Genomic DNA, 12,208 nt, shown 5'->3' on the forward strand with positions numbered 1-12,208 from the left:
TACCTGTGTGGGAATGGGCCGAGTCTAAGTGCGCAAATAGAGGCTGGATAGCAAGATTGATGTGGGTGATGGAGGGGCAGAACGAGGCGATGATTACATCAGTATAGTGAGTGGGTCGTTGTGGCGAGCGGGCTTGCCCGCGTTGGGCTGCGTAGCAGCCCCAAAACCAGTCACCGAGTGTTTTCAGGTAGATCTCGATGGCTGGTTTTTGGAGCGCTTCGCGCTCCAACGCGGGCAAGCCCGCTCGCTACAACAAGCACTTTATTTAACCGATAGTCATCAAGCTGGCGTTACCGCCCGCCGCCGCGGTGTTAACACTCAACGCCCGCTCAATCACCAGGCGCTCCAGGGCAATCCCGGTTTCGCCCGAAGACAAGCCATGAACCCCGACAATCGCCCCGCCCCGCTTGGCCACTTGCTGGCAAACCCCGCGTAGTTGGTCGCAGTCGCCGTGATGCAGGACGGCATCGAACACGGTTTCGTCCTTGGTCCAGTCGGCCACCAGCTTGATCTTCGCTTGAATTTCCTTCGGCAAACGTGCGAACAGTGCCTTGGTCAATTCAGCTTCCGGCCACACCGCCGAGCTGCCTACAGCCAGCACGGCAGCCAGTTGTGTTAGCAAATCGCCTTCCACTTCCGCCAGGCACAATACGTGCTCACGGGGCAGGATGGCGTAGCTGTTGCGCTCGCCGGTCGGGCCAGCTAGCAGGCGGGTGATACCGCTTTGCGATTGCGTAGCGAACTGCACGCACAACGCGCTCAGTTCCACCAGTTTGCTGCTGTCAGCCCAGGCTTGCAGGGCGCTCAAAGGCTTGCTCATGGCATCGCGCAGGCGAACATCCGGTGCGGCCAGTGCATCCCCACGAACGAAGGATTGCTCGATCGCGTCCGTAGGGCGAGTCGACAACAGACGGTACAGGTACAGCGGGCCACCAGCCTTCGGTCCCGTACCCGACAAACCTTCGCCGCCAAATGGCTGCACGCCGACCACTGCACCGACGATGTTGCGGTTGACGTAGACGTTACCGGCATGGACGTTGTCGATCACCTTGGCGATGGTCTCGTCGATACGGGTGTGCACGCCCAGGGTCAGGCCGTAGCCGGACGCATTGATCTGTGCGATCAGTTGGTCGATCTCTTTGCGCTTGTAGCGCACCACGTGCAGCACCGGGCCGAAAATCTCCCGTTGCAGCTCGTCGAAGCTTTCCAGTTCGATCAGGGTTGGCATCACGAAGGTGCCGCGTTTGACTTCTTCGCCGTCGGCAATCGCTACCTGGTACACGGTGCGACCTTTGTCGCGCATGGCCTGGATATGCTTCTCGATGCCAGCCTTGGCTTCGGCGTCGATCACCGGGCCGATATCTACGGATAGGCGCTCAGGGTTGCCGAGGCGGCATTCAGCCATCGCGCCTTTGAGCATTTCGATCACGCGATCTGCCGAATCTTCCTGCAAGCACAGTACGCGCAGGGCCGAGCAGCGTTGACCGGCACTGTCGAAGGCCGAGGACACCACGTCGATGACCACTTGTTCAGTCAGCGCCGAGGAGTCGACGATCATTGCGTTCTGACCACCGGTTTCGGCGATCAGCGGAATCGGACGGCCCTGGGCATCCAGGCGACCAGCGACATTGCGTTGCAACAAGCGCGCGACTTCGGTGGAGCCGGTGAACATCACGCCCTTGACGCGATCATCACCCACCAGGCGGGCACCGACGGTTTCGCCCTGGCCCGGCAGCAGTTGCAGCACGCCTTGCGGGATACCGGCTTCCAACAACAGGCGCACGGCCTGGGCGGCGACCAGCGGCGTTTGTTCCGCAGGCTTGGCCAGTACCGGGTTGCCGGCGGCCAATGCGGCAGCCACTTGGCCACTGAAAATCGCCAGCGGGAAGTTCCACGGGCTGATGCAGACCACTGGGCCCAATGGGCGGTGGGCATCGTTGGTGAAATCGTTGCGTGCCTGCACCGCGTAGTAACGCAGGAAATCCACGGCTTCGCGCACTTCGGCGATGGCGTTGGCGAAGGTCTTGCCGGCTTCGCGGGCCAGCAGGCCCATCAGCGGCTGGATTTCGCCTTCCATCAAGTCGGCGGCACGCTCAAGGATCGCGGCGCGTTCGGCGGGCGGAGTGGCCTGCCAGATCGGCGCGGCCTTCAGGGCACACTGGATGACGTTGTCGACGTCTTCGACGGTCGCTTCCTGCACGTGGCCGACCACGTCACGGTGATCGGACGGGTTCAGCACCGGAGCAGCAGCTTCGTTGCTCGACGGGCAACCGAGCATCGGTGCGGCTTTCCAGTTGTTATGCGCGGAAGCCAGCAGGGCGCAGGACAGCGACGCCAGACGGTGTTCGTTGGCCAGGTCGATGCCCGCGGAGTTGGCGCGCTCGGCACCATACAGGTCACGCGGCAGCGGGATACGCGGGTGCGGCAGACCGAGGCCGCCTTCCTGCGTCGCCATCCGCTCGATGCTGGCCACTGGATCGGCCACCAGCGCCTGAATCGAGATGGACTGATCGGCAATCTGGTTGACGAACGAAGTGTTCGCGCCGTTTTCCAGTAGGCGACGCACCAGGTACGCCAACAGTGTTTCGTGAGTACCGACCGGTGCGTACACGCGGCACGGACGGTTCAACTTGCCTTCTGAAACTTTGCCTACAACTTGTTCGTACAGCGGTTCACCCATGCCGTGCAGGCATTGGAACTCGTACTGGCCGGGGTAATAGTTCTGACCGGCAAGATGGTAGATCGCCGATAGGGTGTGGGCGTTGTGGGTGGCGAACTGCGGGTAGATGACTTCCGGTACCGACAGCAGTTTGCGTGCGCAGGCAATGTAGGAAACGTCGGTGTACACCTTGCGGGTGTATACCGGGTAGCCTTCCAGGCCTTCCACTTGGGCACGCTTGATTTCGCTGTCCCAGTACGCGCCTTTTACCAGGCGGATCATCAGGCGATGACGGCTGCGACGAGCTAGGTCGATCACGTAGTCGATCACATACGGGCAACGTTTCTGATAAGCCTGGATCACAAAGCCGATGCCGTTCCAGCCGGTCAGTTGCGGCTCGAAGCACAGGCGTTCCAGCAGGTCGAGCGACAGCTCCAGGCGGTCGGCTTCTTCGGCATCGATGTTCAGGCCAATGTCGTATTGCTTGGCCAGCAGGGTCAGGGACAGCAGGCGCGGGTACAGTTCGTCCATCACGCGCTCGTATTGGGCGCGGCTGTAGCGAGGGTGCAGTGCCGAAAGCTTGATGGAGATGCCCGGGCCTTCATAAATCCCGCGACCGTGGGAGGCTTTGCCGATCGAGTGGATGGCTTGTTCGTACGAGGCCAGGTACTTCTGCGCGTCGTGTTCGGTGAGTGCTGCTTCACCGAGCATGTCGTAGGAATAACGGAAGCCTTTGGCTTCGAACTTGCTGGCGTTGGCCAGGGCTTCGGCGATGGTTTCGCCGGTGACGAACTGCTCGCCCATCAGGCGCATGGCCATATCGACGCCCTTGCGGATCATCGGCTCGCCGCTCTTGCCGATAATGCGGCTCAAGGACGAAGTCAGGCCTGTTTCGTTGTGGGTGGCGACCAGTTTGCCGGTTAGCAGCAGGCCCCAAGTGGCAGCGTTGACGAACAACGACGGGCTGTTGCCCAAGTGCGGCTGCCAGTTGCCGGTGCTGATCTTGTCGCGGATCAGTGCATCGCGAGTGCCTTTGTCCGGGATGCGCAGCAGCGCTTCGGCCAGGCACATCAGTGCCACGCCTTCCTGGGACGACAGGGAGAATTCTTGCAGCAGGCCTTGCACGATACCGGCCCGGCCGCCTGCGCTCTTCTGATTGCGCAGTTTCTCGGCAATCGAGGCGGCCAGCTTGTTGGTGGCTTCAGCCATTTGCAGCGGCAGGCGAGCCTGCTCGATCAGCATCGGCACCACTTCCGGCTCAGGGCGGCGGTAAGCGGCGGTGATCGAGGCGCGCAGTACCGATTGCGGCAGGATGCTCTCGGCGAACTCCAGGAAGCACTGATGGGCGTGGTCGTTCTGGACCTCACCGGCATCGTCGGCGTCCTTGCTGCTCAAGCCATTGAGCTCATTCAGGGTTGCACCACCCTCAAGTTTCTCCAGGTAATTGAAAATTGCCTGCTTGATCAGCCAGTGCGGCGTGCGATCAATGGAGGTCGCGGCGGCCTTGAGGCGTTCGCGGGTTGGGTCATCAAGTTTGACCCCAAGGGTGGTCGTAGCCATATTTTTATCCTCATGGGTGCCACTACTGCGCGGCATTAGCTGGCGGCAAGATTAGCTTCGCGCTGAAAGAGGTGCAACCGGGTGCAACCCTTTTTTCTCGGAAAAGAGCGCTGCTCGTCAGGAAAAAATCTCAACTCGACCAAATCGGCTTTTGTTGGTGCATTTGCTTCTGGATTTTGCTGTTTTTACTCCAAAAAGGAGCAAGAACAAGCCGTTTGCCGAAAAAAACAGCGAGGTGCAACTTATTCTCAAAAAACTGGTTGCACCTTATTTGCTTTGTTGAATAGCATTCGCGGCCAAGGTGCAACCAGCTGTAAAGTTCGGTTCATCGGCTGATGGCTTTCCTGGGGAAACGTCAGTCATAAATGCGCGGCATGCAGCTTCGTCTACCAACCTAAATCGTTGGTAGCCGTCCTGACAGACCGCCGCTACATAAAAACAATGCCAGGGCGTAACTCAATGAGTGTAAGTAATCCCACCTTGATCACGTTTGTGATCTACATCGCGGCAATGGTGCTGATCGGCCTCATGGCCTATCGCTCCACCAACAACCTTTCCGATTACATTCTTGGCGGTCGCAGCCTCGGCAGCGTGGTTACCGCGCTCTCGGCCGGTGCCTCGGACATGAGCGGCTGGTTGCTGATGGGCTTGCCCGGCGCGATCTATATGTCCGGCCTGTCGGAAAGCTGGATCGCCATCGGCCTGATCGTCGGTGCCTACCTAAACTGGCTGTTTGTCGCCGGTCGCCTGCGGGTACAGACCGAGCACAACGGCGACGCGCTGACGCTGCCGGATTACTTCTCCAGCCGTTTCGAAGATAAAAGTGGTCTGCTGCGCATCATCTCTGCGGTGGTGATCCTGGTGTTCTTCACCATTTACTGCGCTTCCGGCATCGTTGCCGGTGCCCGCCTGTTCGAAAGCACCTTCGGCATGTCCTACGAGACCGCGCTGTGGGCCGGTGCTGCTGCGACCATCGCCTACACCTTTGTCGGCGGCTTCCTGGCAGTGAGCTGGACTGACACCGTACAAGCCACGCTGATGATCTTCGCGCTGTTGCTGACGCCGGTCATCGTGCTGCTGGCCACCGGCGGCGTCGATACCACGTTCCTGGCGATCGAAGCGCAGAACCCTGACAACTTCAACATGCTGAAAAACACCACCTTCATCGGCGTCATCTCGCTGATGGGCTGGGGCCTGGGTTACTTCGGCCAACCGCACATCCTGGCGCGTTTCATGGCGGCGGATTCGGTGAAGTCGATTGCCAATGCCCGACGCATCTCCATGACCTGGATGATCCTGTGCCTGGGCGGCACCGTGGCGGTGGGCTTCTTCGGTATCGCCTACTTCTCGGCACACCCGGAAGTCGCCGGCCCTGTGACCGAGAATCCTGAGCGGGTGTTCATCGAACTGGCCAAGCTGCTGTTCAACCCATGGATCGCTGGCGTGCTGCTGTCGGCCATCCTGGCTGCCGTGATGAGCACCTTGAGCTGCCAGTTGCTGGTGTGCTCCAGCGCCCTGACCGAAGACTTCTACAAAACTTTCCTGCGCAAGAACGCTTCCCAGGTTGAGCTGGTGTGGGTCGGTCGTGCAATGGTGCTGCTGGTTGCGTTGATCGCCATCGCCATGGCCGCCAACCCGGAAAACCGTGTACTGGGCCTGGTTAGCTACGCCTGGGCCGGTTTCGGCGCTGCGTTCGGTCCTGTGGTGCTGATCTCGGTCCTGTGGAAAGGCATGACCCGCGACGGCGCACTGGCCGGTATCCTGGTCGGCGCGATCACCGTGATCGTCTGGAAGCACTTTGAGTTGCTCGGCCTGTACGAAATCATCCCAGGCTTCATCTTCGCCAGCCTGGCGATCTACTTCGTGAGCAAGATGGGCGCGCCGAGTGCTGGCATGGTTGAGCGCTTTGATGCGGCCGAGAAGGATTTCAAACTCAACAAGTAATGGTTCTGGTGGGGCATTGATTGCCCGCTGAATTGAAAACGGCCCACATTCTTTGGATGGCGGGCCGTTTTTTATGGGCGTGATTCAGGCGGGTGATCCGAGGACTCAGGCGCTCGCAGCGTAGGGATTTACTGAATTGCTCGCCGCGCGTTCAGTTCGGTAAATGGCTGGTGCAGAATCCCTCGCCTATCACTCGCAGAGAAACACCGGATGTTCGCTCCTGCCAATCAAAGTGCCTTTACCCTGACCCTCGATGGTGTACCCAGCGACCTCAAGGTCCTCGAATTCAGAGGGGAGGAAGCCATCAGCCAGCCCTACTGCTTTGATCTGGAGCTGGTCAGCGAACAGCCAGACCTTGATCTGGAAAGCCTGCTGCATCGTCAGGCTTTCCTTGGCTTCGACGCTCAGGGGCATGGCATTCATGGTCTGCTCTACCGGGTTGCTCAAGGTGACGCGGGCCGTCGGCTGACCCGCTATCAGATCAGCCTGGTGCCGCAGTTGACCTATCTGAAACACAGCAGCCACCAGCGTATTTTCCAGCACAAGCGCGTGCCACAGATCATCGCGCTGGTGCTGGAGGGGCAGGGGATTCAGAGCGATGCCTTTGAGTTCCGGGTGGGGGGTGTTTATCCCGAGCGTGAGTACTGCGTGCAGTTCGATGAAACCGACTTGGCGTTTGTTCAGAGGCTGTGTGCCGAGTCGGGAATTCACTATCACTTCCAGCACCGCCCAGAGGGCCACCTGTTGGTGTTTGGTGATGACCAGACTGTGTTTGCCCAAGGTGACCAGCCAACCCAATACGCGCCCGGTTCCGGGATGGTGGCTGATACACCGGTGATCAACCGCTTTTCGGTGCGTCTGGAGACCCGGACAACGGGTGTGAACCTGCGCGATTACAACTTTCGAAAACCGCGTCTGGAGCTGGAAAGCGAAGCCCTCGGTGAGCAGCTTCCTTCTCTGGAAGATCACGATTATCCAGGCCACTTTACCGATCGCCCCCACGGCAAATACCTGGCGAAACGCGCCCTGGAGCGTCACCGCAGCGACTATCGGCTGGCTCATGGTAGTGGTGATCAATCGTCGCTGGTGAGCGGCCAGTTTCTCAAACTGGCAGGGCACCCTCGCCAGGAGTGGAATGATTTGTGGCTGGTGACGCAGGTGACCCATGAGGGTAAGCAACCCCAGGTGTTGGAGGAGTCTGTTACCGATACGGCGGATGATGGTTGGTGTCAGGGTTATCGCAACCAATTCACCGCCACGCCTTGGGATGTGCCATTTCGTGCGCCTCTGCCGGCACCTCGTGCGCCGATCTGCGGGTACCAGAACGCGGTAGTCACCGGGCCAGTGGACAGTGAAATTCACTGCGATGAATACGGTCGGGTCAAGGTGCAGTTGGCCTGGGACCGAGGCGGTGCATACGACGAGCATTCAAGCTGTTGGCTGCGGGTTGCCAGCGGTTGGGCTCATGAGCATTACGGCGCAGTGTTGATCCCTCGGGTGGGCATGGAGGTGTTGGTCGGTTTCATCAATGGTGATGCCGATATGCCGCTGGTGGTTGGCTGTCTGGCCAACGCGGCGACGCTGGTGCCCCTAGATTTGCCGGCAGACCAAACCCGCAGCATCTTCCGTAGCCAAAGCAGCCCCGGTGGCGGTGGCTACAACGAACTGCGCATCGAAGACCGCAAGGGCGCCGAGGAAATCTACCTGCGTGCCCAGCGCGACTGGACCCAGCACGTGTTGCACGATCAGCGCCTGCAAGTGGATAACCGGCGCAGCGTGAAGGTCAGTGGCCAATCGCGCCATGAGCTGCACGGTGAGGAGCAGCGCGTTACCCATGGCAATCGCCTGACTGAACTCAAGCAGGATGATCATCTGGTGATTGCCGGGGCACAGCAGGTGCAACTGGCCAGTCACTCGCTGCAGGCGGGGCAGAAGATTCACTTGAGTGCCGGGCAGCAGATTGTCGTCGACGGGGGCGCCAGCGTGACCCTGCAAGCGGGAGGCCAGTGGATTACGGTGTCGGCGGGCGGGATTTTCAGCAGCTCGCCGATTCAGATTGGCGGTGCGCCCCAGGCAGGGGTGGTGACTGCGCCATTGCTGCCAGGTGTCCAGAAGGCTTTGTTGGCCGTCCTGGCGGCGCCGTTGAGCGTGGCACAGGTAGTGAGCCTCAAGCGCCGCGCGCCGTTTTGTGAGGAGTGCGAGCGCTGCAAGAGCGGCGTGTGCAACTCCCCGCCGTATCGTGGCGCGCCGTTGAGCGGAGCCTCTTTATGACCAGCCCTCGTGATTGGCTGGCCCGCGAACCTTTGCAGGCCGGTGAGCAGTTGTTCGCCATATTGGGCAATGCCAGCCAATGCAAACCGGTTGAGGCCTGGCGGCTGGCCGGCGGCGGCTTGCCCAGTTCCGTCTGGGCCAACAGCGAGTATGGGGCGTGGGAGGAGGTCATGCCCTATGTCGCGGTGGTTGTCGCTGACAGTCCCTTTCTTGATTGGGTCGCTGAATGCGAGGCCGCCGACTGGGGCTGGCTGGGCGTATCGTCCTGCCCTTTACAAACCGTTGTCGATCATCTGCGCAGCCTGACCAAGGTGCTGTTGCCAGAGGGGCAGGTGGTGTTTTTTCGCTTTTGGGACGGGACGTATCTACTGCCTGTCCTGGAGGCGCTCGGGCCTGAGGCGGGTGGGGTGATTCCCGTATTCGGGCGGTATTGGATCAATGGTCAACACCATGCAGTTGCCGGAGCATTGGCAGGCGCTGTGGGGACCAGCCCTTGGTGGGAGGTTCCGCCACAGGTTCTCAAGCAGTTGGGCGAGCATTCGACCGCTCCTCTGGTGGACAACCTGCTGCAATGGCTGGAAGAGGAGCGACCGGACCTGCATCAGGCGTTCGCGATCACGACCTTGAAGCACAAGGTCGCGTATTTTGTGCGCAAGCCTGGCGGTGATCAGCGGGCGTTGGCCGCCTACCTCACCGCCGAGCTGGGTTGATCAGGCATTGAGCGACTGCTGCAAGTCCTCGATCAGGTCTTCAATAGCTTCAATACCCACCGACAGGCGAATCATTTCTGGCCTGACGCCGGCCTTGGCCTGTTCCTGCTCATTCATCTGCCGATGGGTCGTGGAGGCAGGATGGCAAGCCAGGGACTTGGCGTCGCCGATGTTCACCAGGCGCTTGAAAATTTGCAGAGCATCGTAGAAGCGCACGCCGGCATCAAAGCCGCCCTTCAAGCCGAAGGACAGAATCGCCGAAGGTTTGCCCTGCATGTATTTCTGTGCCAGATGATGGTGTGGGTGATCCGGCAGGCCGGCGTAGCTGACCCACTCGACCTGCGCATGACCTTGCAGGAACTGCGCAACCTTCAGCGCGTTCTCGGTATGGCGCTCCATGCGCAGCGCCAGGGTTTCCAGGCCTTGCAGCAGCAAGAAGGCGTTCATCGGTGCCAATGCCGCACCGGTGTTGCGCAGCGGTACGGTACGGGCGCGGGCGATAAACGCCGCCGGGCCGAATTTTTCGGTGTAGACCACGCCGTGATAGGCCGGCTCCGGTTGGTTCAGGCCGGGGAATTTTTCCGGATATTTCGTCCAGGGAAAAGTGCCGCTGTCGACGATCACGCCACCCAAGGAGTTGCCGTGGCCGCCAACGTATTTGGTCACCGAGTGCACGACGATGTCGGCGCCGAACTGGATCGGCTTGCACAGGATCGGCGTAGCCACGGTGTTGTCCACCATCAGCGGTACATCACGGGCGTGGGCGACGTCGGCCAGGGCTTCGATGTCGATGATATTGCCCGCCGGGTTGCCGATACTTTCGCAGTACACCAGCTTGGTGTTGTCATCGATCAGCTCGGCGATGGCCTCGGCCGAATCGTCTCGGGCAAAGCGCACGTCGACACCGAAACTCGGTAGCAGGTGGGCGAACAGGGTATAGGTGCCGCCGTAAAGCTGTGGAGTGGTGACAATGTTGTCGCCGGCGCGGGTCAGGGTCTGGATCGCATAATGAATCGCCGCGCTGCCAGCCGATACGGCCAAGGCAGCAATCCCGCCTTCCAGGGCTGCCATGCGTTGTTCCAGCACGTCATTGGTGGGGTTCATGATCCGCGTGTAGATGTTGCCGGGAACATCCAGGTTGAACAGGTCGGCGCCGTGCTGGGCGTTATCGAATTCGAAGGCGACGTTCTGGTAGATCGGCACGGCAACGGCCTTGGTGGTCGGGTCCGACTTGAAGCCGTGGTGCAGGGCGATAGTGGCGTCTTTCATGAGCGTTGTTGACCTCCTTGGAAATGGTTTATGTACTGGGGGCTACTGCGCAGCCTAACGCGGGCAAGCCGGCTCGCCACAATAAGCGCGCTGCCGCGCTGTATTTAGATTGTTTTCAGAGATGCGCCTGTGTTTGCGATATAAGCACCACCTGGCGCGCAACCCTGCACCTTTGCCCGCGTAAAAGGTAAACTTCGCCCCCTGCGCAGGAGCAACCATGAATTATCGTCACGCCTTTCACGCCGGCAACCACGCCGATGTCTTCAAACACCTGACCTTGACCCGCCTCATCGCCCTGATGTCGCGCAAGGAGCAGCCGTTTGCCTATCTTGATACCCACGCCGGAATTGGTCTGTACGACCTTCAGGGCGACCAGGCCAACCGCACCGGTGAATACCTGGAAGGCATCGCCCGGCTATGGGACGCGACGGACCTGCCGCCGCTGACAGCCGACTACATGCGCGTGCTGCACGAAATGAACCCGGATGGCCAGTTGCGCTACTACCCAGGCTCGCCGGAGCTGGCGCGGCGCCTGACTCGCCCGCAGGATCGCGTGCTGCTCAATGAAAAACACCCCGAAGACGGTGTGTTGCTCAAGGACAACATGAAGGGTGATCGTCGGGTCAAGGTGCACCTGGGCGAAGGCTGGCATGTACCGCGGGCACTGCTGCCGGTGCCGGAAAAACGTGCATTGATGTTGATTGATCCGCCGTTCGAAAAACTCGACGAGATGCAGCGCTGTGCCGCCTCCCTCAAGGAAGCTATTGGCCGTATGCGTCAGACCGTCGCGGCGATCTGGTACCCGGTCAAGGACCAGCGCATGTTGCGCCGCTTCTACCAGGACCTGGCGGGCACCGGGGCGCCGAAGTTGCTGCGGGTGGAATTACTGGTGCATCCGTTGGACACGCCCAATACCCTGAACGGCTCGGGCTTGGCGATTGCGAATCCGCCGTGGGGGCTGGAGGAAGAATTGCGAGAGCTGCTGCCATGGCTGTCCAAGCAACTTGGGCAAACCCAGGGTGGGTGGCAGATGGATTGGCTCATTGCTGAATGAAAGCTTCAAGCTGCAAGAAGCGCGTTCCTGCTCTTACTTGCAGCTTGAAGCTTAAAACTTGCAGCTCCGATCTTCAGATCGGACAAGTCACGCCTGTGCCGCCAATCCCGCAGTAGCCGGCCGGATTTTTTGCCAGGTACTGCTGGTGATACGCCTCGGCGAAGTAGACTGTCGGAGCCTCTTCGATTTCCGTGGTGATTGTGCCCAGGCCAGCCTTGCTCAGCTCGTTCTGATAAGCCTGTGCACTGGCCTTCGCTGCGTCCAACTGCTCAGGCGTAGTGGCGTAGATCACGGAACGATACTGGCTGCCGATGTCATTGCCCTGGCGCATGCCCTGGGTTGGGTTGTGCAGTTCCCAAAACATTTTCAGCAGGTCTTCGTACTTGATCTTGGCCTGGTCATATACCACCAGTACCACTTCGCTGTGGCCGGTCAGGCCCGAGCAGACTTCTTCATAGGTCGGGTTCGGCGTGTAGCCGCCAGCATAGCCGGCCACCGTGCTGACCACGCCTTCGTGCTGCCAGAAACGGCGTTCCGCGCCCCAGAAACAGCCCAGGCCGAAGATCGCGAAGCCTACATCGTCCAGGAATGGGCCCAGCAGCGGGTTGCCATTGACGAAGTGCGTCTCGGGCAAGGTCATTGGGGTTTCACGGCCAGGCAGAGCTTGTTCTTGAGTGGGAAGCACGTTTTTGTTCACCAGGATTTCCGAGCGCAAGACCATGTTCAGTCCTCTCAGTCAGA

The 12,208-nt window shown here is 60.2% G+C and carries 8 protein-coding genes; 5 read left to right on the forward strand and 3 right to left on the reverse strand.

The features are described from left to right. Positions 1-265: 265 nt before the first annotated feature. The gene (gene putA / locus FQ182_RS05450; RefSeq protein WP_149411216.1) at positions 266-4,219 is read right to left on the reverse strand and encodes a trifunctional transcriptional regulator/proline dehydrogenase/L-glutamate gamma-semialdehyde dehydrogenase; all 3,954 of its coding nucleotides are present in this window, start codon (positions 4,217-4,219) and stop codon (positions 266-268) included. An 81-nt stretch (positions 4,220-4,300) separates the two neighbouring features. Between putA and FQ182_RS29700 the strand changes: the two genes are divergently transcribed. The 4 genes from FQ182_RS29700 to FQ182_RS05465 all read left to right on the forward strand — a co-directional run bounded on the left by FQ182_RS29700 (position 4,301) and on the right by FQ182_RS05465 (position 9,144). Beyond that, positions 4,301-4,555 (forward strand): hypothetical protein, encoded by a 255-nt coding sequence (locus FQ182_RS29700; protein WP_178114390.1) that lies wholly within the window; start codon positions 4,301-4,303, stop codon positions 4,553-4,555. 123 nt (positions 4,556-4,678) lie between these two features. Beyond that, entirely contained in the window at positions 4,679-6,163 is a 1,485-nt protein-coding gene (gene putP / locus FQ182_RS05455) for a sodium/proline symporter PutP (RefSeq protein WP_149411215.1), read from the forward strand. 210 nt (positions 6,164-6,373) lie between these two features. After that, on the forward strand, positions 6,374-8,434 hold the full coding sequence (gene tssI / locus FQ182_RS05460; protein ID WP_149411214.1) for a type VI secretion system tip protein TssI/VgrG: 2,061 nt from the start codon (positions 6,374-6,376) through the stop codon (positions 8,432-8,434). Then, a complete protein-coding gene (locus tag FQ182_RS05465; RefSeq protein ID WP_149411213.1) occupies positions 8,431-9,144 on the forward strand; it encodes a DUF4123 domain-containing protein in 714 nt (237 codons plus the stop codon). Before tssI ends, FQ182_RS05465 begins: the two co-directional genes overlap by 4 nt. Here the strand turns inward: FQ182_RS05465 and FQ182_RS05470 are convergent, their stop codons facing one another. Continuing rightward, positions 9,145-10,413 carry an O-acetylhomoserine aminocarboxypropyltransferase/cysteine synthase family protein gene (locus tag FQ182_RS05470; RefSeq protein WP_149411212.1) on the reverse strand — a complete coding sequence of 423 codons (1,269 nt, stop codon included), beginning with the start codon at positions 10,411-10,413 and terminating at the stop codon, positions 9,145-9,147. Between the two features lie 217 nt (positions 10,414-10,630). Here FQ182_RS05470 and FQ182_RS05475 point away from each other — a divergent pair, with 217 nt between their 5' ends. Beyond that, positions 10,631-11,467: a 23S rRNA (adenine(2030)-N(6))-methyltransferase RlmJ gene (locus FQ182_RS05475; RefSeq protein WP_149411211.1), complete on the forward strand. Its 837-nt coding sequence runs from the start codon at positions 10,631-10,633 to the stop codon at positions 11,465-11,467. 73 nt (positions 11,468-11,540) lie between these two features. Here the strand turns inward: FQ182_RS05475 and msrA are convergent, their stop codons facing one another. After that, a complete protein-coding gene (msrA, locus tag FQ182_RS05480) occupies positions 11,541-12,188 on the reverse strand; it encodes a peptide-methionine (S)-S-oxide reductase MsrA (RefSeq protein WP_149411210.1) in 648 nt (215 codons plus the stop codon). Between the last annotated feature and the right edge of the window lie 20 nt (positions 12,189-12,208).

It is taken from the genome of Pseudomonas sp. ANT_H4 (assembly GCF_008369295.1).
Classification (GTDB): domain Bacteria; phylum Pseudomonadota; class Gammaproteobacteria; order Pseudomonadales; family Pseudomonadaceae; genus Aquipseudomonas.

What these genes read in the sequence shown, in the direction of transcription:
- putP (WP_149411215.1), top strand. Translation starts at nt 4,679, where the DNA reads ATGAGTGTAAGTAATCCCACCTTGATCACGTTTGTGATCTACATCGCG.
- tssI (WP_149411214.1), top strand. Translation starts at nt 6,374, where the DNA reads ATGTTCGCTCCTGCCAATCAAAGTGCCTTTACCCTGACCCTCGATGGT.
- FQ182_RS05475 (WP_149411211.1), top strand. Translation starts at nt 10,631, where the DNA reads ATGAATTATCGTCACGCCTTTCACGCCGGCAACCACGCCGATGTCTTC.
- FQ182_RS05470 (WP_149411212.1), bottom strand. Translation starts at nt 10,413, where the DNA reads ATGAAAGACGCCACTATCGCCCTGCACCACGGCTTCAAGTCGGACCCG.
- msrA (WP_149411210.1), bottom strand. Translation starts at nt 12,188, where the DNA reads ATGGTCTTGCGCTCGGAAATCCTGGTGAACAAAAACGTGCTTCCCACT.
- putA (WP_149411216.1), bottom strand. Translation starts at nt 4,219, where the DNA reads ATGGCTACGACCACCCTTGGGGTCAAACTTGATGACCCAACCCGCGAA.
- FQ182_RS05465 (WP_149411213.1), top strand. Translation starts at nt 8,431, where the DNA reads ATGACCAGCCCTCGTGATTGGCTGGCCCGCGAACCTTTGCAGGCCGGT.